This is a genomic window from Desulfobotulus sp. (genome assembly GCF_034006065.1).
Classification (GTDB): domain Bacteria; phylum Desulfobacterota; class Desulfobacteria; order Desulfobacterales; family ASO4-4; genus Desulfobotulus.
In genome coordinates this window covers 38,022-64,884 of record NZ_JAVETM010000019.1, presented here as the reverse complement: position 1 = coordinate 64,884, position 26,863 = coordinate 38,022, and the positions used below count along the sequence as shown (strand labels likewise).

The window sequence follows — 26,863 nt, the reverse complement described above, 5'->3', positions numbered from 1 at the left end:
TGAGCTTCTGCTCTGCATTCAGACGGGAAAGACCATCCACGATCCCAACCGTTTCCGTTTCGGCACCGATGCCCTGTACTTTAAAAGCCGGGAGACCATGGCAAAAGAGCTGGGGCATTATCCCGATGCCCTGGCCAATACGGTGGAGATTGCCAACCGCTGTGATGTAAGCATTGATTTCAAGACCTACCATTTTCCAAAGTTTCCAACGGAAGAGACGGGGACTGCGGAAGAGCTTTTTGACCAGACGGCCCGCAGGGGCTTTGAAAAACGCATGGCACTCATCCGAAAACGCAATCCTGATGTGGATGAGAAGGCCTATCTGGAGCGTCTCAAATACGAGATTGACACCATCAACACCATGGGTTTTCCCGGCTATTTTCTCATTGTGGCGGACTTCATCCGCTATTCCAAGGAAAACGGCATTCCCGTGGGGCCTGGGAGGGGGTCGGCCGCAGGCTCCATGGTGGCCTATGCCATGGGGATTACGGATCTTGATCCCATCGAGCATGGTCTCATCTTCGAGCGTTTCCTCAATCCCAGCCGTATTTCCATGCCGGATATTGACGTGGACTTCTGCATCAACGGCAGGGAAAAGGTTTATGACTATGTGGTGAAAAAATACGGGGGCGGCGACTATGTGGCCCAGATCATCACCTACGGAAAGATGAAGACCCGGGCCGTGATCCGGGACGTGGGCCGGGCCCTGGGCATTCCCCTGAAAGATGTGGACGAGATCGCAAAGCTTGTGCCTGAGGTACTGAACATCAGCCTTGCCAAGGCCCTGGAGCAGGAGCCGGAGATCCTGAAGCGGGCGGAGGAGCGCTCCGACATTGCAGAGCTTCTGGAGATTGCCAAGAAGCTGGAAGGGCTTCCCCGGCATGCCTCCACCCATGCGGCGGGGGTGGTCATCGGGGATCGGCGGCTGGATGATTACCTTCCCCTTTATGCCGGTAAAAAGGGCGAAGTGGTGACCCAGTTCGACATGCAGTATGTGGAGAAAATCGGGCTTGTGAAGTTTGATTTTCTGGGGCTGCGCAACCTCACGGTGATTCAGGAGGCTTTGAATCTCATCCGGCGTCAGGGCCTTCTGGTTCCCGATCTTGATGCCATCAGCCTGGAAGACAAGCCCACCTACGAGCTTTTGTCCAGGGGCGACACCACGGGGGTTTTCCAGCTGGAAAGCTCGGGCATGAAGGACCTTCTCGTGCGGCTTCAGCCCTCCACCTTCGGCGACATCACGGCCCTTGTGGCCCTCTACCGTCCCGGCCCTCTCGAAAGCGGCATGGTGGATGATTTTGTGGAGCGCAAGCATGGCCGTGCTGAGGTTGCCTACCCCTTGCCCCAGCTGGAACCCATCCTGAAGGACACCTACGGTGTCATTCTCTATCAGGAACAGGTCATGAAGATCGCAGGGGTGCTTGCCAACTACTCCATGGCCGAAGCCGACGGCCTGCGCAAGGCCATGGGGAAAAAGATTGCCGAGATGATGGTGGCCCAGCGGGAGCGCTTCATGCAGGGGGCTGCGGAAAGTCAGGTGGATCTGGAAAAGGCGGGGTTCATCTTTGACCTCATGGAAAAGTTTGGCGGCTATGGCTTTAACAAGTCCCACTCCGCAGCCTACGCCCTCATCGCCTACCAGACCGCCTACTTAAAAACCCACTATCCCCTGGCTTTCATGGCGGCCCTGCTCACCTCGGAAATGCATTCCCTGGACGGGGTGGTGAAGTTCATCGGGGAGTGCCGCAGCCACAACATTGCCGTGCTGCCGCCGGACATCAATGCGTCGGGACTCGCCTTCACCGTGGTGGAAGGGGCCATCCGTTTTGGCCTTGTGGCCGTGAAAACCGTGGGGGAAGGCCCGGTGGAGGCCATTCTCGCGGAGCGGGAGGCGGGGGGGCCTTATGAGAATCTCTTTGATTTCTGTGAGCGCATTGATCTTCGCAAGGTGAACAAGCGGGTGCTGGAAGCCCTGATCAAGTGCGGAGCTTTCGACAGTACAGGCGTTGAACGCAGCCGCATGATGGCGGTTCTGGACGAGGCGGTGGACCACGGAGCGCGGGTGCAGCGGGACAAAAAGGATCCCCAGATGGGGCTTTTTGACATGGTGGACGATGCCGTGGCCCAGATTACCCGGCCCTCCTTTCCCGACATTCCCGAATGGCAGGAGCGGGATCTTCTTCTCCTTGAAAAGGAATATCTGGGGCTTTATCTTTCCGGCCATCCCCTGAAAAACTACGAGGCGGCCATTGTCCGTTACGGCACCGTGGATGCCGTGGGGCTTAAGGAACAGAATAACGGGGCTGCCGTGCGTCTTGGGGGCAGTGTCCATGACGTGAAGGTCATCACCACCAAAAAGGGGGACAAGATGGCCTTCATTAATCTTGAAGACATGGCGGGAAGCCTTGTGGAGGTGGTGATTTTTCCCTCTCTCTACCCCCTGGTGACGGATCTCCTTGAGACGGACACGCCCGTGATTGTGGAGGGCGAAGCCCAGGTGGAGGAGTCGGGTGCCAAGGTCAAGGCGGAAAAGCTCGTGCACCTTGACCGGGCGGGCGAGGTCTGGACGGAAAAACTGCATCTTAAGGTAAGGACGGACACCCACAGGCGTGAGGATCTCCTGAAACTTCAGGAGGTGCTGCGCCGTCATCCCGGTTCCTGCCCTGTGCTTCTCCATGTGCGGATTCCGGAGAAAACCGACACCCATATCGAGCTGCCCGATCTTCTCAAGGTGAATCCCGAAGCCGCACTCATGGCCGAGCTTTGTGAAATTCTGGGGCCTGACGGGGTGCGGTCGGCCTGTGCTTCGGCCCGTCTGGAGGACAAGGGCAGAAACGGGAAGAACGGCTACCGGAAAAAGGAAGGCAACGGGAGCTTCGCCCATGCCTGAGCTGCTGGCCTTTATGGAAAAAGCTTTGGCCCGGCGGGAGGAGGCGGGAACCCGCCGTCATCTTCGGCCCATGGCCCTTCTGGACGGGGGCCGGGTGGCGGTGGGAGGAAGGGTGCTGGTCAACCTTTCCGGCAACGATTATCTGGGGCTTTCCAGAGATCCTCTCCTTGTGGAGCGGGGCCTTGATTTTGCCCGTCGTTTTGGAGCGGGGGCCACGGCCTCCCGCCTTGTCTGCGGCAACCTCGCTTGCATGGAGGCGGTGGAGGAAAAGATCGCCCGGATGAAGGGCTTTGAAGCGGCCCTGATTCTCTCTTCCGGTTATCAGGCAAACCTCGGGCTGATTCCTGCCCTCTGTGACCGCCATAGTTTGATTTTTGCCGACCGGCTCAACCACAACAGCCTTGTGCAGGGAGCGAAGCTTTCCGGTGCAAAGGTGCTGCGTTTCCGTCACAACGACCTTTCTCACCTGGAAAAACTCTTAAGGAAAGCGCCGGTGGAGGGAAGAAGGTGCATCCTTACAGAATCCGTTTTTTCCATGGACGGGGACATCCCGGATCTTGAAGCCTTAAGCCGCCTTGCCGAAGAGTATGGTGCTCTTTTTGTGGTGGACGAGGCCCATGCCACGGGCGTTTTCGGAGAAAAAGGCATGGGGCTTGTGAAAAGGGGCATGGCCCACGCCGTTGTGGGCACCTTTGGGAAGGGCGGAGGGGCCTTCGGTGCCTATGTGGCGGGCTCGGATCTTTTGAAAAACTATCTTCTGAACCACATGGGCGGCTTTGTTTTTTCAACGGCCCTGCCTCCCTTTCTTCTGGGCATGATGGACGCAGGCCTTGACCGCATGGCGGAAATGGATGCGGAAAGGAGCCATCTCGCAGCCCTTGGTCATCAGCTCCGTCAGGGATTGCGGGCTTTGGGTTTTGACACCGGAGCTTCCTGCACCCAGATTGTGCCGGTGCTGGTGGGGGATGCCAAAAAAGCCCTGGCCCTTTCGGCCCATCTTGAAAAGGAGGGGTTTTTAGGGGTTGCCATCCGTCCGCCCACGGTGCCGGAAGGGGAAAGCCGCATCCGTTTATCCCTTTCCTCTCTGCATACCGAAGAAGATGTGGAGGGGCTGCTCCATGCCTTTGCATCCTTCTGAATCCTCCCTTCTTCTAATCCACGGCTGGGCCCAGAGCCTGGCCTTCTGGAGCCCGCTTTTTCATCTCCTGACCCCATCCGCAGACCTCATGCATTTTGACAGGGGATACTTCGGATCTCCGGTAAGCCCCTTTTTTCCTTCTGAAAAAAAAGGAAGGGTGGGGATTCTTACCCATTCCTTTGGCCTGCACCTGGTTCCGGATGTCTGGCTTGAACGGGCGGATTTCGGGGTTTTTGTTTCGGGTTTTGATACTTTTTTGCCCCAGGATGCGAAAAAAAGGCGGCGTTCGGAGCGCATCCTCCATCGGATGGATAAAAAACTGCGGGAGAGCCCGCAAGAACTGGTGGCCCTTTTCCGGAGCCTCTGTGGTCAGGAAGGCCCCTGGTCTTCCCCTGTCTGCCACGGGGAGCTTTTGCAAAGGGATCTCGCACGGCTTGCCTCTGAAGGACTGGATCTGGGCAGGGTAGGGAAGATTCCAGAGATTCATCTTGTGCATGGAACCCTGGATCGGGTGGTGGATCTCAGCCGGGCGGAAGATCTGAAAGAAAAACTTCCCCATGCCCGTCTTCATGTGCTGGAGAATGCGGATCATGGCCTGCCCCTCACCCATGCCCAGGAGCTGGCAAGGCTTCTGAAGGGGATACTGGAAGGGAGATCGGCGTGAAAGAACGGGTGGCGGCCTCTTTTTCCGCAAAGGCTGTGAGCTACGAGGCCCATGCCAGGGTGCAGCGCCGGGCGGCTATGATGCTCCTGGAACATCTTAAAGCGCAAAGCCTGCGTCTTCCCGAAGGTCCTGTTCTGGAAATCGGTTGCGGTACGGGCTTTGTCAGCCGGGGTCTTGCGGGGTTTTCTGGGGATCGGGAGCTTTTTTTCACAGACCTTGCCCCTGCCATGGTGGCGGCCTGTGAGGAGAGTCTTCGCCCCCTTTTTCCGGGAGTGTCCATGGATTTTTCGGTGATGGACGGAGAAGCCCTTCACGAAGAAAATCGTTTTGCCCTGCTGGTTTCCGCCTTTACCCTGCAATGGTTTTCAGAGCTTGGGGAAAGCCTTGGGCGTTTTGCGAAGGCCCTGGTTCCGGGCGGGCTTTTAGCCCTTTCCTTTCAGGGAGAGGGCTCTTTTTCCGAGTGGAAGACCCTGTGTGAAGAGGAAAAACTGTCCTTTTCCGCCAATCCTCTGCCCAAAGGGTACGTTGTGGCGGAAACCCTGAAAAACCTCGGATGCCGGGTGGTGCTTCAGAGTGGTTCCATGGTGGAAAGCTATCCGGAGCCGAAATATTTTTTCAGAGCACTGGCCGCCATTGGAGCAGGGACATCCCTTTCCGAAGAAAAAAGGGATGCCAGGGCCCTTTCCCGCCTCATGGCCGCGTGGAAAAAAAAGGCGGCGGGTGGTCCTGTTTTTGTGACCTACCGTACCCATTTCATTCTTGCTTTCAGACCTGAAAACCCAGAGGAAAAAGGAAGCCTTCTATGCCGGACTTTCCCCGATGTTTTTTTGTGAGCGGCACGGATACGGATGTGGGAAAAACTTTTGTTTCCGCCCTCTGCGTAGCGGGGCTTTCGGCCATGTACTGGAAGCCGGTGCAGACGGGTTTTCCGCCGGACCGGGATCGGGATACGGTGCAGCGTCTTACGGGTCTTGGCGGAGAACATTTTTTTCCGGAAGCCTTCTGTTTTAAAGCTCCCCTTTCTCCCCAGAGGGCGGCGGAAAAAGAAGGCTGCATTCTTAAGCCTGAAGATTTTGTGCTGCCGGATACGGGCGGACGCCCCCTGGTGGTGGAGGGGGCAGGGGGGGTCATGGTGCCCCTTGCTCCGGGCCTTGATATGCGGGATCTCATGCAGCATCTGGATCTTCCCGTACTCTTAGTCTGCCGCACGGGCCTTGGCACCTTAAACCATACAGGACTCAGCGTGGAGGCCCTGAAGCATCGGGGGATTCCCGTATTCGGTCTTGTGGCCGTGGGACCTTTTCATCGGGAAAATCTTGAAGACCTTCCCCGCTTTACGGGTATTCCCCTTCTGGCCCATGTGCCTTTTGTGGAAAATCCGGCTCATAGGGATATGAGAGAACTGTTCAAGACCTGTTTTGTGCAAAAAGGGAGCATGGTATAAAAAGATCCTGAAGCATTTTTGTGGGCAGCGCAATTTGGGGTCAGGACTTTCGTTTTGGGTTTTTTTGGAAAAGGATGTGCTGGATAAGGCTTTTCCCTGTCCAGAGGGCTGAATCCGGGGAGGGGCGTAAACACCATGGAGATGGGATGAAAAACTGGTTTTTTCTTTTTATTGCCATTATCGCGGAAGTGATTGCCACATCGGCGCTGAAAATGAGCGATGGATTCACGAAGCTTTGGCCTGTCATGGTGGTCGCCCTTGGCTATGGCCTGGCTTTTTACTTTTTGTCCCTGACTCTGAGAACCATTCCCATTGGGATCGCCTATGCTGTCTGGTCTGGTGTGGGGATTGTGCTGATTTCTTTCATCGGATGGCTGGTTTTTGGCCAGAAACTGGATCTTTTTGCTGTGATCGGGATCACCCTGATTATCAGCGGGGTTCTTGTGCTGAATGTGTTTTCCAAATCCGTAGCCCATTGAGGCGACCTGTCTCATATGGGCTGAAGGGTGGGCTCCTTTGTGGTTGCCTGGGTGTTTTGCCATTTTTTCCTTGATGCTGAAAGTCAGGAGCCAGGTTATGGGCCAGCGTATCATCAGAAAAAAGAAGAAAAAAGCGGGAGCCGCACCAGGCACCCTTTCCTATGAAGGCGATCTTGCTTCTGGCGAAAAGGTGCAGGCCCGTGTCATTGTATACAGCAAGGAAACCATGCGGGAAGAGGCCTTTGCTGCGTTTGCCCGGAAAAAGGAGCCCGCCTCCGTTGCCTGGGTGTGTGTGGAGGGGGTCCATGAGGTGGCTGTGGTGGAAAGTCTCGGTAAGATTTTTTCCCTGCATCCTCTGGTTCTGGAAGATATTCTCAATACAAATCAGCGGCCTAAGTGGGAAGATTATGGGGAATACCTTTATATTGTCCTGCGCATGCTGGATTACAATGCACAGGCCCTGCAGGTGGAAAGCAGGCAGTTGAGCCTGATCCTTGGCCCGGATTTTGTGGTTTCCTTGCAGGAGGAAAATAAAGAGGTCTTTGCGGAAGTGCGCAAACGCCTTGCGACCCATCGCCGCATTCGCTTCATGGGTGCGGATTATCTGGCCTATGCCCTGATGGATGCCGTGGTGGACCATTATTTTTCCCTTCTGGAGCATCTGGGCGATGCGGTGGAAAGGCTTGAGGAGGAGCTGATTTCACAGCCTGTGCCGGAAACACTGGCGAGAATTCATCATTTCAGGCGAGAGGTGCTGCTGCTGCGCAAAGCGGTGTGGCCGCTGCGGGAGCTTCTCAGCACCCTGATCCGGGACGAAAGTCCGCTCATTTCCCAGGATACCCGGATTTACTTAAGGGATGTGCACGACCATGCCATCCATGTGCTGGACACCGTGGAAACCCTGCGGGATCTTCTGACAGGGATGCTGGATCTGTATCTGTCCAGCACCAGCAACCGCATGAATGAAATCATGAAAATGCTCACCCTGTTTGCCACCATCTTCATGCCCCTTACCTTTATTGCGGGGGTGTACGGGATGAATTTTGAGAACATGCCGGAGCTTACCTGGCCCTGGGGCTATTATGCGGCCCTTTTGTTCATGCTGGGAGTGGGGGGCGGGCTTTATCTTTATTTCAGAAAGAAAAAATGGCTGTGAACAGGCAAAGGTCATCTTCGGTTTTTCCCCTGGCCCATGGGCACTCTGGGGTATTTGCCCGTCCTTTTCTGCCATTGACAGATGAAGCCCCATCCCATAGAAACGCGATGAACCGCTTTTTTACCATGGAGACCTTATGGGCGCGCTTGAGAACAAGAAAATCCTGCTGGGCGTAACAGGAGGCATTGCCGCATACAAGGCTGTGGAACTGTTGAGGCTTCTGCAGAAGGCAGGGGCGGAGGTCCGGGTGGTGATGACGAAAAACGCCACAGCCTTTGTGGGCCCCCTGACCTTCCGAGCCATCTCCGGCCATGCCGTGTACCTGGATGTGCTGGAAGAAGACCCCGAGGGGGGGATTCGTCACATTGCATGGGCGGATTGGGCCGATGCCGTGGTCATTGCGCCTGCAACGGCCAATTGTGTGGCCAAACTGGCCCATGGCTTTGCCGATGACGCCCTCTCCACCCTGATGCTGGCCGTTCGGGCCCCTGTTCTGATCTGTCCGGCGATGAATACCCACATGTACGAATCCCGTCCTGTGCAGCGCAATCTGGATCTTCTGGAAGCTTCAGGCATGACCGTGCTGGAGCCGGACAGTGGGGATCTGGCCTGTGGCGTGACTGGGCCGGGCCGTCTTCCGGATCCCGCCTTCATCGCAGATCGTCTGGTGAAGCTGCTGGTGCCTAAGGATTTGAAAGGCGTTCGCATCCTCATGACTGCAGGGCCTACCCAGGAAGCCATTGATCCGGTCCGTTATATATCCAATCATTCTTCGGGCAAGATGGGATACGCCATTGCCAGGGCTGCGGAATACCGTGGTGCAGACGTGGCCCTTGTGACAGGACCTGTGAGCCTGCCCTTTCCCGTGGGAGTGGAAAGAATTTCCGTGAAATCCGCAAGGGAAATGCTTGCTGTCATGGAAAATCGCATGGAAAGGGCGGACATCATTATCAAGGTGGCGGCTGTGGCGGATTTCTGCGTCCAGAATGCTGCGGATCACAAGATCAAGAAAACCGAGGGCGCGCCTGTCATTGTGCTGGAGAAGAACCCCGACATCCTCGCGACCCTGGGTGCTAAGAAGAGTCACCAGTTTCTGGTGGGTTTTGCGGCGGAAACGAGGGATCTTGCCGCCTATGCCAAAGACAAGATCGCAAGGAAGAATCTGGACATGATTGTGGGCAACCTTGTGTCAGGCCCGGATTCGGCCTTTGGATCCGATCTCAACACCGTGACCTTTTTTTACCCTGACGGCAGTGAAGAGGCCCTGGAGGCCCTGCCCAAGGAAAGGGTGGCGGATCTGCTGCTGGATGCCATCTGTGCGCGCAGGCGATGCCGGGGGGGCTTGGATGCATGATCCGCATCCCATGAACCCGGAAACCCGAAGAGCCTTGAAAATTCTTTTGTCTGCAGGCCTGGACAATCTCCGGATCTGCCTGGAGGATCTGAAATCCCTGGGCCTTGACGGCGTGGCCGCCTCACCCGATGCCCTTGAAACCCTTGGCCGCTGGGGCAGAGGCGGACGTCCCAGGCACTTTGCTGAGCTGGCCAGCAAGGTGGCCTCCTGTGCTCATTGCGGGCTGCCTCCTGCCGTGCGGGGTAAGCTTTTGCATCCGCCGCCAGGAAAGGTCCGCATTCTTTTTGTGGATGAGATGCCGGATCGGGTCGCCCTGCGTGAGGGCAGCGCCATGGGCGGAGAGGCCGGGGCTTTGCTCTGGAAGATCATTGGGGCCATGAAACTCAGTCCGGATGCAGTCTATGTGACCCATACCCGGATGTGCCGTCCCCATCCGGGGCAGGATGTCCGGCCCTTTGCCTCCCTTCCCTGCAAGTCTTACCTGGAAGACTGTATCCGCCTGCTGAAACCAGAGGTGATCTGCGCTCTGGGCGAAAAGGCCGGGCAGCTTCTTTCCGGTGAGAAGGCTTGCCTTGCCGAGCTTCGGGGGCGTACCATGTCCTTTGCCTCCCTGCCGCTGATGATTACCCACCATCCGGCGGAGATGCTGGCTCATCCGGGTCTGAAGCGGGAGACCTGGGAAGATGTTCAGAAGATCATGCATGTCCTGGGGCTGGCCTGAGTGCCTGTCTTCTCGGGTTTTTCATTGACATAAGGAGGTGTTGCATGTTGCAGAAGGTTCTCATTGTGATTTCCTGTGGCCTGGATAACCCCAACCGGGCGACAAGGGGCCTGCACCTGGCCACTGTGGCCCAGAAAGAGGGCAAGGATGTGACGGTTTTTCTGCTGGACGACGCCGTATTCCTTGCCAAAGAAGGCCTTGCGGATAATCTTCGGGCTGCCACTGGTGACATTGCCCCAGATCTGATTGCTCATCTTCAGGCCTTTGAAGTGCCCATCCTGGCTTGCACGCCCTGTGCCAAAGCCCGCCGGATCACAGAAGACGAACTCATTGAAGGAGCCCGGTTCGGAACCGCTGTGGAGCTCATCCACCTTTCCTGCGAAAGTGCTGTGATCAGCCTTTAAAAAGCTGGGCGCTTCGGGCATGGAATCTGGTATTTTTTAAGATTGGGATGAGAGGGGCTGTGGGAGAAGAATTTTTCCCATGACCTCTGGGGGGTGCCTGTTGTCTTTTTTTGAATGTGCGTGATGAAAAAAACGATTTTACTGCCTCATCTGCTCATGGGATTTTATGCCCTGCTCGTTGCGGGTTCTTTCCATGTGGGACACCGGATTACGATGTATATGCCGCCCCTTGTGCTTACCTTTGTGCGGTTTATGCTGGCGACCCTTTTGTTCGGATGCTATGTGGGGCTCCGCTATGGCCTGCACCCGCCGTCTTGGCGGGATATGCTGCGTTACCTTGTGATCAGCGCTACCCTTGTGGGATATTTCTGGGCCCTGTTTGCTTCCCTGCGCCATACCTCTGCCCTGAATACGTCCATGATCTATACCCTGACGCCTTTGTACAGCACCCTGTTCGGGCTTTTTTTTCTGGGGGAAAAACCTTCCGCAGGTCGGGTGGGCTGGCTGGTTCTGGCCATGCTGGGCGCACTCTGGGTGATTGCGGGCGGCTCTTCCGACAGGCTTCTGGCCCTTTCCCTGAACCCTTGGGATTTTGTGTTCATGGCAGGCTGCGCTCTGATGGGGCTTTTTTCTCCCCTGTCCAAAAAACTCAGCCGCGGAGAACCTACGGCGGTCATGACCTTCCGAACCCTTGCGGCAGGATCCTTTCTCCTTTTTCTCCTTTCCTGGAAAGAGCTGGGATCCACGGATTTCACCCATTGGCCGCCTCCCCTTGTCTGGGGGCTTTTGTACCTTGTGGTATGCACGACCATCCTTACTTTTTTTATCGTGCAGTATGCCAGCTTGCGTATGGAGGTGGGCAAGGTTATGGGCTATGTGTACCTGACCCCTGTCTTTGCACTGGCCATCGGCCTGATGCTGGGGCACTCCTTTTCCATGAATGTGCTGCCGGGTGTGCTGGTGGCCACCCTCTGCACTTTTTTTCTTCAGCGCAGCTGAGCCTTTTTCCGCAGGAGGGGCCAAAAGGCAGGGTGAAAAGCCAAGGCCCTGTGTTTTCCAAAGAAGGCGAAAAAGGAGAGAACGCAATGGAAGAGAAAAAAGAATTTGAAAAGGAAGCCTTTTTAAAGATTGTGCAGAAACTGCCCTGTGTGCGCCGTGTGGTGGTGGCCGAAGAGGAGAAAAATCCTGAAGGCAGCGGATGGATGGAGTCCGAAGAAGAATACCAGAAGCGCCAGGCCGCATGGCTTGAGGAAAGGGCGCGCAAAAAGAAGGAAAAATGAGCAGAAAATGGGATGGGCGAGGCGCGTCCGTCCTAAGGTGCCATGGGCGGATGGACGCATGCCCGATCCCATGAGAAAAAGGCCCTTTTCCCCGGAGTGACAGGGAAAAAGGGCCTTTGATTTTCAGAGCAGCCTTTGAAGCCGAAAGGGATTTTTAAAGGGGATGGCGGGTTTTCTTACGTCTCTTGTAAGCAACGAAGAGTCCCAGGAGAATGACAAGAAGGGGCATGGCCAGAAGGTTGAGGATTTTCATCCTTACTCCCAGGGCGTCGATATCAGCCCGCAGGTTTCTGCGGACCTGTTTGAGTTCCTTGTTGATCCGGATTTTTTCCTCGTTGAATCTGCGAAGTTCGGTTTCCTGGGCTTCGGTGAGTACCAGGGTTTCCGCCCCTTGCTTCTGACGCTCTAAGGCCTGAATTCTGGCGCTGGCTTCCTCCGCCTTGCGCAGCAGGGCCTGCTCCTGGGCCAGCCAGCGGGTTTCGGCCTGACGCTCCAGATCCCGGACCCGGGAGAAGGGGCGGTCCATGACATCCCGGGTCCGGATATGAATCAGTTCCGGGCTGCCGCTGAGCATCTCCACGCTGTTGAGGACAAAATTGAGGTTGTCGTTGAAAATTCTTGCCATTTCAAAGCCTAAGAAATTCTGTCGGCTCATGTAATAGGCGTCAAAGAGAAGATCCGCATCCGTAATGAGAACAAGGCTCGCGGGCTTGAGAATCCGGGCTTCCTGGGAAGCGGGGGATGGGGCTGGAGGATTTTTTTTCTGATTTTCCGGATCCCCCAGGTCCTCTTCCATGGGCAGAGGGCTTTCCGGAGGGCCATCGGGAAAGGCCACAGGAAACGGCCCTGTGAGGTGCACAGCCATGACATAGCTTTGGCCTGTGGCCTGAAAATTGCGCCTCAGGCTTTCTATCCCCATGCGGACAAGGGCAGGATCCATGGGGGCGGCATTGGGAGAAGAGGAAAGGAGAACCCTGGCCTCAAGGGGCGAGGATTCGGTGATGTGCACGGATCCGGCCATGGGCAGAAGGAGGGAGCTGAGTCCTGCGGTGATGAGGTGGTCCGAACGGATGGCGTCGGCATCCAGACTGAGCCAAGAAGGATTGTTTTCCACCTGGTTGTTCTGCCCCATGAGTCGGGTTGCGGCATGAAAATCCACCACAACCGTATCTGAGACTTCAATGCCCCAGGCGGAAAACAGGGGGTTGAGAGGATTTTCCGGAGCGCCATAGAGGGCCATGGGGTCGCTGATGGCCGCAGGGTCACTGAAGATGAGGAGATTGCCGCCGGATGTGACAAAGGTGTCAATGGCAAAAAGGAGATCCGGGGAAAGCTGCCCTGGCTGGATGAGCATAAGGAGATCCAGGTTTGGGGGCAGGTCCCTGGTCTGGGCGTCTATGGGATGGAGGGTGGCGAATTTTTCCAGTTCTTTCACAAAAAACCAGGGGCCTCCGCCGCCCATGCCGGGCATGGGGCTGCGGCCCAGAACGTCAAGTCCGGATACAATGCCGATGTGACGCTCCCTGGAGCGGGCCAGTTGGGCGAGGGTGCGGGTGATGTCATATTCAAGACTGGTTTCCTTGGCAGGATCGAGAAAGGGCAGAACCTCTTCTTTGTCCTGGGAAAGGGCCACAAGACCCAGGAAAAGATTTTCGCCTGTGGCCGTAGGCAGGGCCTGGACGCCGTAGGCTTTTGCCCAGTCCTCTTCTTCGGAATCCATCTCAGGATGGAGAATTTCAAGGCGGATGCGGCCCTTACTCAGGGTCTCATATTCCCGGAGAAGATCGCCCACCCTGCGTCCATAGGCTCGTATGTGGGGCGGCATCTGGATGGGATCATCGCTGAAATAGTATTTCAGGGTGATGGTTTCTTCAAAGGAAGCGAGGATGTTTTTTGTTCCTGGCGAAAGGGAGTGGATCTTATCTTCCGTGGCGTCCCATCGCAGGCGCAGACCGGAGAATGAAAGGTTGATGAGAACCAGGACAAAAAGAAGAAGGCCAAGGCCGGTGAGGCTGAAGCCCAGGGTTTTTCCGGAAAGTTTTTTATGTGTGTCTGGCATGGTCGACTCCGTCACGATGTGAAAAGTGGGGCGCATGGGCCATCAGGATCTGCGGTTTGTCAGAACAAGGCCATTGGCTGCAAGCATGAAAACCATAAAGGAAAGATAATAGACAAGATCCCTGAGATCAAAAATTCCCCGGGCAAAGGTGTTGAAACGGGACAGAAGGCTTAAGTCCGCAATAAAGGCGGCCAGAGCCCTGGGGGCGTTGGCTCCCAGCATGTCCAGCACCGGAGGATAGCCCGCAAGGACAAAGACGAGGCAGAGGGTGAGGCTTAAGACAAAGCTGATCACCTGACTGCGGGTGAGGGCGGAGGTGAAGATTCCCATGCTGAGAAAGGCACCGGCCATGAAAAAACTTCCGAGATAGGCGCAGAAGATGGCCCCAAGATCCGGGTTTCCGAGGTAAAGAACGGTGAGCACCACAGGGAAGGTGAGAAAAAGAGCAAGCCCGATGAAGGCCCAGGCCGCAAGGAATTTTGCGATGATGATTTCGCTGAGACTGAGGGGCAGGGTGAGGAGAAGCTCCAGAGTTCCCTGCCTGCGCTCATCGCTCCAGAGCCGCATGGATACAGCGGGTATGAGAAAGAGAAAAATCCAGGGATGCCAGTCGAAAAAAGGTCTGAGATCGGCCTGGCCAGACTCAAAGAGACGACTGACGTAAAAGGTGAAAAAAGCCTGAAGCAGAAGAAAGATAACAAGAAAGACATAGGCGATGGGCGTTGTGAAATAATGGGCAAGCTCCCGCTTGCATACGGCCCGGATGGAGTGGATGGATGGTAAGGGCATGATGTCTCCTTCATGTGGGAAATCAGATTCTTTGAAAAATTGGGGGATGCGGGCCTGATCCAGGAAAGCTCAGGGAAGGGTGAGCATCCGGAATACCGTATCCAGCCTGCCAGGGGAAATGAAGAGCTCTGCGATGCCAAGGCCCATTTCCCGGCACAGGGCTTCAATGGATGCCGAAGGATTGGCGCTTGGATTCCGGGGCCGGATATGAAAGCGAAGGGCCTGGGAGCCTGAGGGATCCGAGGATACGGGCTGTATTTCGCCCAGAGCGCTCAGCCTTGCCGCAAAATCCGCAGGAGCAGGAGTCCTGAGAAGAAGGGTGCAGGCCCCGTGGTCCGGATCGCGGCGACGCAGATTTTCAGGGCTGTCATCGGCGACGATGCGGCCTTCCGCAATGATGAGAACCCTGGGGCAGAGGGCTTCCACCTCATCAAGAATATGCGTTGATATGAGAATGGCCTTGGCTTCGCCCATGGCCTGGATCATCTGACGCACCTCATGCTTCTGGTTGGGATCCAGGCCATCCGTGGGCTCGTCGAGGATGAGATAGGCAGGATCGTGGAGAATGCTCTGGGCGAAACTGACCCTCTGGCGATACCCCTTGGAAAGGGTGTGGATGGGCTCATGGCCCACGCCTTTGAGAAAGCAGCGCTCCATGGAGGCCTCCACGGCCTGGTTTCTATTTTTTCCTGAAAAACCGCGGACTTCTGCGCAGAACAGAAGAAATTCCCGGACCGTCATATCCGGGTAAACGGGGGCTGTCTCGGAAAGATAGCCAAGTTTCTGCCTTGCTCGTATGGGATCCTGGCGGATGTCCGAACCTCCGATCAACGCGGTGCCGGAAGTGGGGGGAATATAGCCGGTGATCATGCGCATGGTTGTGGATTTCCCTGCGCCATTGGGGCCGAGAAAGCCCAGGATTTCTCCCTTTTCCACAGAAAAAGAGATGGCATCCACGGCTTTTTTGGCGCCGAAATGCTTGGTCAGGCCTTTGACTTCGATCATGGAATACGTCTCCTGCGCGGATGGTTGTCCGGTACTTTTTCCCCTGGCAGACCCCCGCATGGCTTGAGGCAGAACCCGGTTTTCAGGGCTTTTCAGCTTGTGGATTTCCCAGGACTTGGGGGATCTGAAAGCCGCTTGTGGACAGGGCTGCAAAGGACGCGGCGGGGCATACGGAAGAGAAAAAATTCCGGATAACTTTGTAAAAAAATGTAAATGCGATATCCATGCCCTTGTGCATGATTCGGGAAAAATTAAGGGCAGGCGCAGGTTTTGTCAAATGGAGCAGGATATGGGGGGCAGAGGGGGCCTGGGGCTTTGAGAGCATGACTTGCCTAAGATCAAGGCTTCTGTTAGGAAAATAGGGCCTTTTGTCCGGCAAAGGGCAGGGGTACAGGGCAAGGCTTCTGGCACCTCACTCCAACCGTTTTCCTGCCCGCGCAGGATGCAAAAAAACAATACCGGCAATCATCCGGAAGATGAAGGACAGATCCGAATGCAAGAAAACAGGGCGACAGAGAAGAAACATGGGGGGAGCATCCGAGAGGTCTGGCTCTTTTTTGCATCCGTACGGCTTTCCGTTGTGGTGCTTTTGCTCCTTGCTGCAACCTCGGTGGTGGGAACTCTGATTCCCCAGAAACCAGGTATGCTGCGTCCGGCTGGGGAAGGAATCTGGGGTCAGGTGATGGCGCAGCTTTCCTTGCATGACATGTATCGTTCCTGGTGGTTTCAGCTCCTTTTGGTGCTTTTGGCGGTGAATCTTACGGTCTGCACCATTGAAAGGCTTCCCGGGGTATGGCGCCTGGTCTGGAGAAAACCGAAACCTCCTTTCCCTGAGCGGGTGCGGGGCTTGTCCAATGCCCGGAGTTTTTATGCAGAGGAAAGTCTTGATATGGCGGAGAAGCGGGCAAGGCGTGTTCTCTCAGGCTGGGGTGTGCGCATAAACGCCCAGATCCATGGCAGCGGGGAGCGCCTGGTCCATGCGGAATCCGGACGCTGGAGCCGACTTGGGGTTTATGGGGTACATCTCAGCGTGCTGCTGCTCCTTGCGGGGGGGCTTGTGGGGTCCTTGTTTGGTTTTTCGGGATTTGTGAATATTCCGGAAGGGGAGACCGCCCATGAGATCCGGCTCCGGGGGAGCGGAGGTACCAAGGATGTGGGATTTTCCATCCGCTGTGATGCCTTTTCCGTACGTTTTTATCCCGACGGTACCCCCAGGGAATATCGCTCCACCCTGACCCTGCTGGGCCAGGAGGGGGAGAAAATCATGACCGAGGATATCCGGGTCAACCATCCTCTGACCTATAAGGGTGTTCGCATGTATCAGTCGAGCTATGGGACCGCTGCGGCCCGGGCCGTTTCCCTGAAGCTGATTCCCGAGGCCGGGGACCCGATTTTTCTGACAGCAGAAGTGGGGATGCCCCTTGCCGTCCCTGCAGGGGGGGGCCATATCGTGCTGATGAATTTCATGGACAACTTCCGTCTCCGGGGGCACAATCTCGGGCCCACTTTCCTTGGCTTTTATGAAAATGCCGAGGGCGGGAGGGAAACCCTGGTGCTGCCAAGGCGTCATCCGGGCTTTGATCGCATGCGCATGGGGGAAAGGGGTTTTGCCCTTGAAGTGGAGGATTTTGAGCCGGTTTATTTCACAGGACTGCAGGTAAGTCGGGATCCTGGTGTAGGCCTTGTCTATCTGGGCTTCATCCTCATGCTTGCGGGGTGCTGGGCGGCCTTTTTCATGTCCCATCGCCAGATTTTTATCCTGATGGAAGCCGAAAACGGAGGAGTGCGGTATACCTTAAGCGGCACTGCCAACCGAAATCGGCCGGATCTTGACAGAAAACTTGCGACCATCGCTGAAAAGCTGGGTTTCCAAGGCCTGCAACCCTAACCTCTCTTTTTTGAAGGAAAGCCGATGAACAGTTCCTGGATTCTTTCCGTGGTGACCTTTGTATACGGCGCTGCCGCGCTGCTGTATGTTTCCGCCTGGCTGTTTCACAAACCCGTTCTGGGTAAAAGCGCCACAGCACTCTGGATCGCGGGGATTCTGGGGAACACGGCGGGTTTCTGCCTGCGCTGGGCGGAAAGCTATCAGATGGGCATTGGCCGGATTCCCCTTTCCAATCTGTATGAGTCCCTGGTGTTTTTTGCCCTGACCATGGCCATTTTATACCTTTTTGTGGAGTGGAGGACCGGACGCCGGGAAGTGGGGGCCTTTTTTGGACCTCTGGTTTTTCTGGCCATTGCCTATGCCTCTTTGTCTCCCAATGTCACAGATCAGATCCGCCCCCTGGTTCCGGCCCTGAAAAGCAATTGGCTGACCATCCATGTGGTGACCTGTTTTCTCGGGTACGCAGGTTTTGCCCTGGCCTTTGTCACGAGTGTCATGTATCTTATCAGGCCTGCCCAGGGAGATGGGCTGCTCAGCCGTCTGCCGGATCCGGCCATACTGGATGACCTCACCTACCGCATGATTGTTTTTGGCTTTCTTTTTCTTTCCCTGGGCATCATCACAGGTTCCGTCTGGGCCAACTCCGCCTGGGGCAGTTACTGGTCCTGGGATCCCAAGGAGACCTGGTCCCTTATCACCTGGATCGTTTATGCGGTTTTGCTCCATGCCCGTCTCATGCGCGCCTGGACGGGGCGCAGGGTGGCCTGGTTGTCCATTCTGGGTTTCATGGCCGTGATGTTTACATATTTTGGCGTTAATTTTCTTCCGGGTCTGCACAGTTATGGAAGTTTCTGACAAGGGATAGGGCATGGACAGTATAGAAATTAAGGGGGGGGTTCCCCTGCATGGAGAGGTGCGCATCAGCGGAGCCAAAAATGCGGCCTTGCCCATTCTGGCCTCAAGCCTTCTGGTGGAAGGAACCTGCACCTTTGAAAATGTCCCAAGACTTAAAGACATTGACTCCATCCTTCTTCTTTTGGAAGACTTGGGTTGCAGCGTCACAAGGCAGGGGGAGGGGGAGGTTGCGGTGGACGCCCAGGGCCTTAACCGAACGGAAGCCGCCTATGACCTGGTGCGAAAGATGCGGGCTTCCATCCTGGTTCTCGGTCCTCTGGTGGCAAGGTTGGGCCGTGCCCGGGTTTCCCTGCCCGGCGGTTGCGCCATTGGCGCAAGGCCTGTGGATCTTCACCTCAAGGGACTTGAGGCCATGGGAGCCAGGATCCGTCTGCACCATGGGTATGTGGAAGCCGAAGCTCACCGTCTGAAGGGTGCGGACATCTGCTTTGATATGCCCACTGTGGGGGGAACGGAAAATCTCATGATGGCCGCATCCCTGGCCGATGGCGAAACCATTCTGCGCAATGCTGCCCGGGAGCCTGAAATTGTGGCCCTGGCCGATGTATTGAATGCCATGGGAGCTTCTGTGCAGGGGGCGGGGACATCCAAGATCATCATCCAGGGTGTGTCCTCCCTGAAACCCGTCAGTACCACCATCATCCCGGATCGCATTGAAGCGGGCACCTTCCTTGTGGCCGGTGCTCTGACGGGCGGGGATGTGACGGTGCGGGACTGCAACCCCGATCACTTTCGTGCGGTGATTGACAAGCTGCGCGCTACGGGAGCCTCTGTGGAAACAGGACCGGACTGGACCCGTGTCCGGGGGCCTGAGGTCATTCAGAGTGTGGACATCACCACCCAGCCCTATCCGGGTTTTCCCACGGACATGCAGGCTCAGTTCATGGTGCTGCTCAGCATGGCCGAAGGCACCAGCGTCATTTCAGAAACCATTTTTGAAAATCGTTTCATCCATGTGAGCGAACTCCAGCGCATGGGAGCGGCCATCAGCCTTCATGCGGGCAATACGGCCAAGATCCGGGGTGTGAAAGAGCTTTCCGGTGCGCCGGTCATGGCTTCAGATCTGAGGGCCAGCGCTTCTCTGATTCTTGCGGGCCTTGTGGCCACCAATACCACGGTGGTGCATCGGGTCTACCACCTGGACAGAGGGTATGAGGCCATTGAGGAAAAGTTCAGCCGACTTGGGGCGCGTATCCGCCGTATCCGTTGATCCGGATGTATTCTGGAAAAGGCCTGCCCTCCCTTTGGTGCTGGCCTTTTTGACGGGTATTTTCTGGGCAAGGTTCTGGCCCCTTTCCTTTCCCTGGGCTCTGGGGCTTGCCGGATTTCTTCTTTTGCTTTTTATTCCGATTTTCTTCTTTCTTCCCCGTTTTTTCCCCTCAGATCCGAAAAAACCGGAACATGGCAATCCTCCTGGCAGAAGTCTTTTCAGCCTTCTGCCCTTTGGGGTTTTTTTAATGATGGGACACGCCATTGGCCTTGGAGTGCATCTCTCAGGAGAGCAGGCCAGGGCCCTTGTTGCCTTTGCAGGGGAGAAGACCCTGGTGGTGGAGGGGCGTATTCAGGGCTTGCCCCAGCCTCGACAGGGAAGAGTCCAGACCTTTCTGGAAGATGTGCATGTGAAAGGCCCGGGGGATGAAAGGCGAGAGATTCAGGGAAGGCTGCTGTTCACGCTGGTGGAAGCCTTGGAAATACCCCTTCCGGGAAGTCTTGTGCGTTTTGAGGGAAAAATCCGGCCCTTTGAGAACTTTGAAAACCCCGGAGGCTTTGATTTTCGAAGCCTTCAGCATGGGCGGGGCGTATACGGCCGCATCTGGTGCCGCGGCAGGGATCTGAAGGTGCTGGACCCGGCTCCTGGGGGATGGGGAGCGCGGGTGGATCGTTTCCGACTGGGCCTTGGGGAAAAGATCCACAAGGCCGTTGGGGATGAGGATGCCACTGCCGTACTGAGGGCCATGCTCATCGGAGACCGGAGCCTTCTGAAACCTGCCCTGCGGGAAGCCTATGCCCGCAGTGGGCTTGGGCATCTTCTGGCCATTTCGGGTCTGCATGTGGGCCTGCTGGCCGGAGCGGTTTTCTGGGGAGCGGAACGTCTTTTTCGTTTTTTTCCCATTTTGACCCAGCAAGGTCTCACGGCCAGGGCTGCCGCCCTGCCCGCCCTGACTCTGGCTGTGGCTTACGCCCTGATATCTGGGGGCGCGCCCTCGGCGCTGCGGGCTGTGATTATGGTGGCAGGAGGCTTAGGGTTACTGGTCATGCACCGCACGACCGATGTATGGAGTCTCCTCGGGCTTGCCGTGGGCCTTCTTCTGGCCCAGAATCCCCAGCGGCTTGTGGAAACGGGCTTTCTTCTCAGTGTATCCGCCGTGGCAGGCCTGATTCTGGGCTTTTCACGCTACCCCCTTTCCATTCATGGGGCCCCAGGAAGGGCCGGACTGGGAAAGGGACTTTCGGGTTTGTGCAAAACCTCAATTTTTGCAGCCCTTTTTACAGCTCCGATCTGTCTGTTTGTGTTTCGGGAAGTATCCGTGGTGGGGCCTTGGGTGAATCTTGTCATGGTACCCCTCATGGGTATGCTGGCCCTTCCGCTGGGGATGGCAGGGCTTTTTCTCTCCTTGTTTTCAGATCTGGGGCATGGTTTGCTTCATGGGGCGGGTTTGCTTGTCATGCTGGGTAATGGCATGGCGAGAATCTGTGCGCGGCCGGATTTTGCCGTTCTCCGTGGGGGTATCACCCTGGTGGAGGTGGGGCTTCTCTATGGCTTCTTGCTGCTTTGGCTGGGGTTTCCAAAGGAAGGGGGCTGGCCGCGTGGGCGTCTGCTTCTGGCTTTTTTCCTGGTTTTGGCCTCTGGAGCCAATGGCGTGCGTTGGACGCTTGCCCGTCTGGGGCCCGTCCAGCCTACGGTCACCGTTCTTGATGTGGGACAAGGCTCTGCTGCGGGGCTCCGTCTGCCCGGCGGCGGTGTGATACTGGTGGACGGTGGCGGTTTTCCCTGGGCCGATTCCCTGGATACGGGGCGCGCTATTCTTTCCCCCTGGTTGGATTTTCAGAAAATACGCACCATTGACGCCCTGGTGGTTTCCCATCCCCACGCGGATCATATCCAGGGTTTTTTTTACCTTGCCGGGCGGTATCGGGTTGGAGAGTTGTGGATATCTGAGGCAGGTCTGAAAGAGCCCCTGGGAAGGGCTCTGGCGGAAACCTTCGCAGCCCAGGGAACCCGTATCCGACATCCTTCTCCGGGAGGAGAGGTCTTTTTTCTTGGGGATGTGCGGTTTCATTTTTTTGGGGCGGAGAACCGGATTTTTTCCAGTGTGAATGACGCTTCTCTGGTTTTTCGCATGCAAAGCCTGGGGGGCAGCATGCTTTTTACCGGAGATGCGGAACGTGAGGCCGAGGCTTTTTATGCGGGCCGATACGGAAAGGATCTGGTTTCCGATGTGCTTCTGGCAGGGCATCATGGCAGCCGGACTTCCACTACGGATATTTTTCTCCGGGAGGTGAATCCCGCCATGGTTCTGATCTCCTGTGGTACCCGGAATCGTTACCATTACCCTTCTGTGGCTGTGCTGCGACGGCTGGAAGCCCGAGGGACGGCTGTCCTGCGTACGGATCAGGGCGGCGCCATCCATCTTGTGTTCGGGAAAAAGGGGCCGGAGGCCCGGTACACACCCACAGGGCCCTGGGATCGATTATGGTGAGTTTTTTACCTGTCTGACCCTGGGGAGTCCGCTCCTTTGCCGCAGAAAGGATGCTGTATGAATCTGGACCATGAGGTTCTTGAAAATCTTTACCAGCGTTACACCCATCGCAGTTTTGTGCATCCCGATCCTCTGGAAACGCTCTACGCCTTTGAAAATTCTGTGGATGTGGAAGTCGCCGGACTTGTGGCGGGTCTCATGGCCTATGGCCGGGTGGAGCAGATTCTTAAAAGTCTTCAGAAGATTTTCAGCCTTACAGGACCCCGGCCCGGAGACTGGCTGTGCGATCAGGATCCGGCCGTGCTGGAAAGACATTTCACAGGGTTCCGACACCGATTTGCCCATGGGGGGCATATGGCCGGTCTCATGGGGGGAATTCGCGGGGTTCTTGTCCGTCATGGGAGTCTGCGTGCGGCCTTTGCCTTGCACGACAGAGGAGGGGATATTCTGGAAGGACTTACGGGCTTTGTTGGGGAAATTCTGCGTGATGCGCCTGCGGATCCGGGCCATCTGCTGCCCCGGCCTGACAAGGGAAGCGCCTGCAAAAGGCTCCATCTTTTTTTACGCTGGATGGTGAGAAAGGATGCTGTGGATGTGGGGATCTGGGAGGATGTGGGCCCAAGAAGACTTTTGGTCCCTCTGGATGTGCATATGCACCGTATTGCCCTTTCCGGAAAAATGACGGACCGGAAATCAGGGGATATAAAAACCACAAGGGAAATTACCCGGGCTTTTGCCCGGTTTGCACCTGAAGATCCGGTCCGTTACGATTTTGCTTTGACCCGCATCGGTATTTTTGAGAAGAAGACGCCAGAAACGTTTTTTATCCCTTCAGCACCATTACAGGGGGTCATACCATGATATCCACCTGCTGACCCGGCATGGACTGGCCCGCAGAGCGTGTAAACTCGCGGATCACGCTTTCCGGCTGCTGGTAAAGGGCTTGTGCCCTCTGGGCCGGAGAAGGCGTTGCGGGCGGGGTATTTTCCTGTGAAGCGGAAAGGGCCTGCGCGGTTTCAGCACCAGACGTTCTCAGCGCAGCGTCAGGTCCATAACCGGCAGCCACCATTTCCCGAGCCTGGTTGGAGGGCTCATAAATCGCCGCATCCTGCAGGGTTTGCTCCTGGACCTGCCGGGGAATTTCCTGGGGTTGGACAGGACGCGGGGATGTGGGCTGGATCTGGGATACGCTATAGGAATTGAAACCTGAGATGGGCTGAATCATGGGAAACCTCCTTTGCTGCCATGGGATTTTCTTTGTAACCCCACATTCTTAAACGCTGTTTTATAATATAGCATAAAGGCTTAAAAGGAAATGGAAAGAATAAAAAAATCCCCCCTGTTTTTTTGTCATGCCTTGGCGTAAACTAAAAAAAACAGGGAAAGCGCCCGCCAGGAGTGGATTCATACCCAACTGATTTTCCATGAAGAAGTTTCTTATCAAAGATCCTTATCGTTCGTTTCTGGGAGAAACCCATGACGTCCCGGCTTCCTTTGAGTATTCTGCCCCAGCCCGATGATGAAAGCTGTGGGCCTACCTGTCTTTACGCCATCTACAGCTACTGGGAGTCGGAGCCGGTATCCATGGAGAGCGTCCTTGCGGAAGTGCGGCGGGTGGACACCGGGGGGACCCTTGCCGTACATCTGGGCTGCCATGCCCTGAGACGAGGCTATCGCGCGGTCTTGTATACCAACGATCTTCAGATGTTTGACCCCACCTGGTTTAAGGGAATCCGTGGAGACCGGGATGTGGATGGGACATTTCTGGAGGGTCGTCTTGTTCGGCAGATGGCCCACAGAAGAAATCATGCCTTCCGCAGTGCGACGGAAGGCTATCTGCATTTTCTTGAACTGGGAGGTAAAATCCGCTACCGGGATTTTACCGCAAGGCTGATCCGGAGCTATCTGGACAGCGGCGTCCCCATCCTTACCGGCCTTTCAGCCACATACCTGTACAATTGTATGCGGGAGGTTCCGGAAACCAGCAAGGATGATGATCTCCGTGGGCGTCCCAGCGGGCATTTTGTGGTATTACGGGGCTATGACCGTGTCCGGAAAAAGGTGCTGATCGCAGACCCCTATACCGTTAATCCGAGATACTATGGACCTTACTATGCTGTGGACATGCGCCGTTTGATCCATGCGGTGCTTTTGGGTGTTCTGACCTTTGACGCCAATCTTCTCATCCTCGTTCCGGAAAAAGAACAGGAGGTCTTTCGTTCATGAGCGATATTATTGTGGTGGACATGCCTGCAAGGTGGCCTGTCTCCATTTCGGGAGCCGAAGTAGTGGGATCCCGGGATTATCTGATGGATGCGCGCTTCCTTACCATGAAACGCGCCCGGGTGTTCAACCTCTGTCGATCATACCGCTACCAATCCACGGGATATTATGTATCCCTTTTGGCTGCGGCCCGGGGTCACAAGGCCTTTCCCACCATCGGAGCTGTGCAGGATATCAAGTCCATGCCCGTGGTGCGCCTTGTCACAGAAGATCTGGACCGGATGATCCAGAAGAGTCTTGGACATCTGCATGCCGAAGACTTTGAGCTGAGTATTTATTTCGGCAGAAACCTTGCCAAACGCTACGATCGCATTGCCATGGAAATCTTTAACCTTTTTCAGTGCCCTCTTTTGCGGGTGCATTTTGTGAAAAAGGAGGACAAGTGGCAGCTCCGGACCATCCGCATGATCGGGGTCAGTGAAATTCCGGATGATCACTTTCCTGAGTTGGTACGCTTTGCCGAAGCCTATCTGGCCGGTCCGACTTCCCGTCCCAAAAGACCAGAGCGCAAGGGCTACGACCTTGGCATTCTCATGGATCCGGAAGAGAAAATGCCGCCTTCCAGTCAGGCGACCCTGAAACGTTTTGTCAAGGCAGGGCAGCGGGCGGGATTCAATGTGAGCCTCATCACCCGGCATGATTACCATCGCATCGGTTTTTTTGATGCCCTTTTCATCCGGGAAACGACTTCCGTGAATCATCATACCTTCCGTTTTGCCCAGAGGGCGGAAGCTGAAGGGCTTGTGGTCATTGACGATCCCTTATCCATTATCAAGTGCACCAATAAGGTGTATCTGGCAGAGCTTTTAACCCACCATGGCATTGCCACTCCTGAAACCAGGATCATTTCCCGCCATAATCTGGCTTCCGCAGCCCTTTCGGGCTCCTGGCCTCGCATCCTCAAACAACCGGACAGCGCTTTTTCCCAAGGAGTGGTGAAGGTGGATGACAAGGAGGCCTTTTTGCGGGAGGCGGAGCGCTTTCTGGAACGCTCGGACCTCATTATTTCCCAGGCTTTCACGCCTACGGAATTTGACTGGCGTATCGGTGTGCTGGGGGGGCAACCCCTGTTTGCCTGCAAATATTTCATGGCAAGAAGTCATTGGCAGATTGTGAACTGGGAAAAAACCGGGGATAACCGATTGGGAGATGCGGAAACACTGGCCATTGGTGCTGTACCTGAAGTGGTGCTGAAAACCGCCTTGAAAGCGGCCCGGCTCGTGGGGAACGGTTTGTACGGACTGGATGTGAAACTCATTGGTCGTAAAGCCTATGTAATTGAGATCAACGATAATCCCAATATAGATGTGGGCATTGAGGATGCGGTTCTGAAGGATGGGCTCTATGACCGGATCATGGCGCACTTTTATGATGAAGTGATGCGAAGAAAGGGCAGCCGATGAAGGCGCTGGGCCTTTTTGAAGGGTATGGCATTGAGATTGAGCTGATGATTGTGGACGCAAAAACCCTTTGCGTCCGCCCCCTTGCGGAGAGGCTGTTGCAGGATGCCACGGGTCAGGTGGAAAATGAGAGATCCCTCGATGGCGTACGGATTTCCAATGAACTGGCCGCCCATGTGATTGAATTCAAGACCGACGGCCCTGTGAGGGAGTTTTCCGGCCTCATGGAGCCGTTCCGTCTGGCTGTGGATCATGTTCAGGCCCGCCTTGCCCCCCTGGGGGCCAGGCTCCTGGGGACGGGCATGCATCCTTTCATGGACCCTTTTCGGGAAGCGGTTCTCTGGCCCTATGGGCAAAGGGAAATCTACAGGGCCTATGACAGGATTTTTGACTGCCGGGGTCATGGCTGGGTCAACCTGCAGAGCGTTCATTTAAATCTCCCCTTTTGCGGGGCGGAGGAGTTCGGCCGCCTGCATGGGGCCATCCGTTGCGTACTTCCACTGATTCCCGCCCTCTGCGCCAGTACGCCCATGGCAGACGGCAGGCTTACGGGCCTCAGCGATACAAGGCTTTCTGTGTACAGGCACAACCAGGCCAGGGTGCCCGAGATTGCAGGGCATATCATCCCAGAGGCGGTGTTTGGTCCCCAAGCCTATGCAAACGAGATCCTGGAGCCCATGTACAAGGCCATTGCACCCCTGGATCCTTCGGGGATTCTCCATGGGGAGTGGCTGAACTCGCGGGGAGCCATTGCCCGTTTTGATCGCAGCGCCATTGAGATTCGTCTTGTGGACACCCAGGAAGCCGTGGAGATGGATCTGGCTGTGATCGCCCTTGTGGCAGCGGCGGTACGGGGGTTTGTGGAAGAAAGACTGGCGTCCTTTGAGACCCAGAAAAAAGCGGAAACGCAAACCCTCGCCGCCCTTTTGCACGAAACCATTGCCAGGGGGGAGGATGCGCAGATCACATCCCCTTCACTTTTAAAGCTCTATGGTCTTTCCTCGCCCGTACAGGCAGGGGATCTCTGGAAAATCTGGTATGAGAAACTGGCAGGTCATTGCCCGGAGCTTGGTTTTGATAAAGGGCTTGTGGAAGAGCGGCTTACCGGAGGAACCCTTGCCTCACGCATCCGGAAAGCGTTGGGGGAAAATCCGGGGCCAGAAAGAATTTTTAAGGTGTATGCGTTGCTGGCCCATTGCCAGAGCACAGGAAAACCCTTTGAAGGCAAGGGGCTCCAGGGCGATTTTTAAAAAAATGTAAGGATGGACTGGCTTGTCTGGGTGCGGCGATGGA

Annotated in this window: 24 protein-coding genes; 20 read left to right on the top strand and 4 right to left on the bottom strand. The window is 55.9% G+C overall.

Annotated features, from left to right (window positions below):
* From dnaE to RBR60_RS08885, 12 genes are all read left to right on the top strand, one after another.
* The coding region (dnaE, locus tag RBR60_RS08940; RefSeq protein ID WP_320355883.1) for a DNA polymerase III subunit alpha at positions 1 to 2,890 on the top strand (2,890 nt) is incomplete at its 5' end.
* On the top strand, positions 2,883 to 4,028 hold the full coding sequence (locus RBR60_RS08935; protein ID WP_320355882.1) for an aminotransferase class I/II-fold pyridoxal phosphate-dependent enzyme: 1,146 nt from the start codon (positions 2,883 to 2,885) through the stop codon (positions 4,026 to 4,028). The genes dnaE and RBR60_RS08935, both read left to right, overlap by 8 nt.
* The gene (locus RBR60_RS08930; RefSeq protein ID WP_320355879.1) at positions 4,009 to 4,692 is read left to right on the top strand and encodes an alpha/beta hydrolase; all 684 of its coding nucleotides are present in this window, start codon (positions 4,009 to 4,011) and stop codon (positions 4,690 to 4,692) included. The genes RBR60_RS08935 and RBR60_RS08930 overlap by 20 nt, the downstream gene beginning before the upstream one ends.
* Positions 4,689 to 5,525, top strand: coding sequence for a methyltransferase domain-containing protein (locus RBR60_RS08925; protein WP_320355877.1), 837 nt, complete (start codon positions 4,689 to 4,691; stop codon positions 5,523 to 5,525). Before RBR60_RS08930 ends, RBR60_RS08925 begins: the two co-directional genes overlap by 4 nt.
* Positions 5,495 to 6,136, top strand: a complete 642-nt coding sequence (gene bioD / locus RBR60_RS08920; protein WP_320355875.1) for a dethiobiotin synthase — start codon at positions 5,495 to 5,497, stop codon at positions 6,134 to 6,136. The genes RBR60_RS08925 and bioD overlap by 31 nt, the downstream gene beginning before the upstream one ends.
* A gap of 146 nt (positions 6,137 to 6,282) precedes the next feature.
* Positions 6,283 to 6,615 carry a DMT family transporter gene (locus tag RBR60_RS08915; RefSeq protein ID WP_320355873.1) on the top strand — a complete coding sequence of 111 codons (333 nt, stop codon included), beginning with the start codon at positions 6,283 to 6,285 and terminating at the stop codon, positions 6,613 to 6,615.
* 97 nt (positions 6,616 to 6,712) lie between these two features.
* Positions 6,713 to 7,771 (top strand): magnesium/cobalt transporter CorA, encoded by a 1,059-nt coding sequence (gene corA, locus RBR60_RS08910; protein WP_320355871.1) that lies wholly within the window; start codon positions 6,713 to 6,715, stop codon positions 7,769 to 7,771.
* Positions 7,772 to 7,907: 136 nt separating this feature from the next.
* Positions 7,908 to 9,125 (top strand): bifunctional phosphopantothenoylcysteine decarboxylase/phosphopantothenate--cysteine ligase CoaBC, encoded by a 1,218-nt coding sequence (coaBC, locus tag RBR60_RS08905; protein WP_320355868.1) that lies wholly within the window; start codon positions 7,908 to 7,910, stop codon positions 9,123 to 9,125.
* Complete coding sequence (locus RBR60_RS08900; RefSeq protein ID WP_320355866.1) at positions 9,118 to 9,846, top strand: uracil-DNA glycosylase; 729 nt, start codon at positions 9,118 to 9,120, stop codon at positions 9,844 to 9,846. The genes coaBC and RBR60_RS08900 overlap by 8 nt, the downstream gene beginning before the upstream one ends.
* 44 nt (positions 9,847 to 9,890) lie before the next feature.
* Complete coding sequence (locus RBR60_RS08895; protein ID WP_320355864.1) at positions 9,891 to 10,250, top strand: DsrE family protein; 360 nt, start codon at positions 9,891 to 9,893, stop codon at positions 10,248 to 10,250.
* Positions 10,251 to 10,373: 123 nt separating this feature from the next.
* Positions 10,374 to 11,249 (top strand): DMT family transporter, encoded by an 876-nt coding sequence (locus RBR60_RS08890; protein WP_320355862.1) that lies wholly within the window; start codon positions 10,374 to 10,376, stop codon positions 11,247 to 11,249.
* Between the two features lie 86 nt (positions 11,250 to 11,335).
* Positions 11,336 to 11,530: a hypothetical protein gene (locus RBR60_RS08885; protein ID WP_320355860.1), complete on the top strand. Its 195-nt coding sequence runs from the start codon at positions 11,336 to 11,338 to the stop codon at positions 11,528 to 11,530.
* Positions 11,531 to 11,684: 154 nt separating this feature from the next.
* Here RBR60_RS08885 and RBR60_RS08880 read toward each other — a convergent pair whose 3' ends face one another.
* From RBR60_RS08880 to RBR60_RS08870, 3 genes are all read right to left on the bottom strand, one after another.
* Positions 11,685 to 13,589, bottom strand: a complete 1,905-nt coding sequence (locus RBR60_RS08880; protein ID WP_320355858.1) for a Gldg family protein — start codon at positions 13,587 to 13,589, stop codon at positions 11,685 to 11,687.
* A gap of 42 nt (positions 13,590 to 13,631) precedes the next feature.
* Complete coding sequence (locus RBR60_RS08875) at positions 13,632 to 14,378, bottom strand: ABC transporter permease subunit (protein WP_320355856.1); 747 nt, start codon at positions 14,376 to 14,378, stop codon at positions 13,632 to 13,634.
* Between the two features lie 69 nt (positions 14,379 to 14,447).
* A complete protein-coding gene (locus RBR60_RS08870; protein ID WP_320355855.1) occupies positions 14,448 to 15,383 on the bottom strand; it encodes an ABC transporter ATP-binding protein in 936 nt (311 codons plus the stop codon).
* Between the two features lie 493 nt (positions 15,384 to 15,876).
* On the opposite strand from RBR60_RS08870, the gene RBR60_RS08865 reads away from it, so the two are divergent.
* The 5 genes from RBR60_RS08865 to RBR60_RS08845 are packed head-to-tail and all read left to right on the top strand — an operon-like array spanning position 15,877 to position 22,748.
* On the top strand, positions 15,877 to 17,271 hold the full coding sequence (locus RBR60_RS08865) for a cytochrome c biogenesis protein ResB (protein ID WP_320355852.1): 1,395 nt from the start codon (positions 15,877 to 15,879) through the stop codon (positions 17,269 to 17,271).
* Positions 17,272 to 17,295: 24 nt separating this feature from the next.
* Positions 17,296 to 18,126: a c-type cytochrome biogenesis protein CcsB gene (gene ccsB, locus RBR60_RS08860; RefSeq protein ID WP_320355850.1), complete on the top strand. Its 831-nt coding sequence runs from the start codon at positions 17,296 to 17,298 to the stop codon at positions 18,124 to 18,126.
* A gap of 13 nt (positions 18,127 to 18,139) precedes the next feature.
* The gene (murA, locus tag RBR60_RS08855) at positions 18,140 to 19,396 is read left to right on the top strand and encodes a UDP-N-acetylglucosamine 1-carboxyvinyltransferase (protein WP_320355848.1); all 1,257 of its coding nucleotides are present in this window, start codon (positions 18,140 to 18,142) and stop codon (positions 19,394 to 19,396) included.
* Positions 19,368 to 21,887, top strand: a complete 2,520-nt coding sequence (locus RBR60_RS08850) for a DNA internalization-related competence protein ComEC/Rec2 (protein ID WP_320355846.1) — start codon at positions 19,368 to 19,370, stop codon at positions 21,885 to 21,887. Before murA ends, RBR60_RS08850 begins: the two co-directional genes overlap by 29 nt.
* Before the next feature lie 57 nt (positions 21,888 to 21,944).
* Positions 21,945 to 22,748, top strand: a complete 804-nt coding sequence (locus RBR60_RS08845) for a TIGR02757 family protein (protein WP_320355844.1) — start codon at positions 21,945 to 21,947, stop codon at positions 22,746 to 22,748.
* On the opposite strand, the gene RBR60_RS08840 is transcribed toward RBR60_RS08845, so the two are convergent.
* A complete protein-coding gene (locus tag RBR60_RS08840; protein ID WP_320355842.1) occupies positions 22,738 to 23,112 on the bottom strand; it encodes a hypothetical protein in 375 nt (124 codons plus the stop codon). The two genes, RBR60_RS08845 and RBR60_RS08840, sit on opposite strands and share 11 nt — an antisense overlap.
* 251 nt (positions 23,113 to 23,363) lie before the next feature.
* Between RBR60_RS08840 and RBR60_RS08835 the strand changes: the two genes are divergently transcribed.
* From RBR60_RS08835 to RBR60_RS08825, 3 genes are read left to right on the top strand one after another with little or no spacing between them, the layout of a single operon-like run.
* A complete protein-coding gene (locus RBR60_RS08835) occupies positions 23,364 to 24,113 on the top strand; it encodes a C39 family peptidase (protein ID WP_320355839.1) in 750 nt (249 codons plus the stop codon).
* A complete protein-coding gene (locus tag RBR60_RS08830) occupies positions 24,110 to 25,573 on the top strand; it encodes a RimK family protein (RefSeq protein WP_320355838.1) in 1,464 nt (487 codons plus the stop codon). Before RBR60_RS08835 ends, RBR60_RS08830 begins: the two co-directional genes overlap by 4 nt.
* Entirely contained in the window at positions 25,570 to 26,820 is a 1,251-nt protein-coding gene (locus tag RBR60_RS08825; RefSeq protein WP_320355836.1) for a glutamate-cysteine ligase family protein, read from the top strand. The genes RBR60_RS08830 and RBR60_RS08825 overlap by 4 nt, the downstream gene beginning before the upstream one ends.
* Positions 26,821 to 26,863 lie beyond the last annotated feature (43 nt).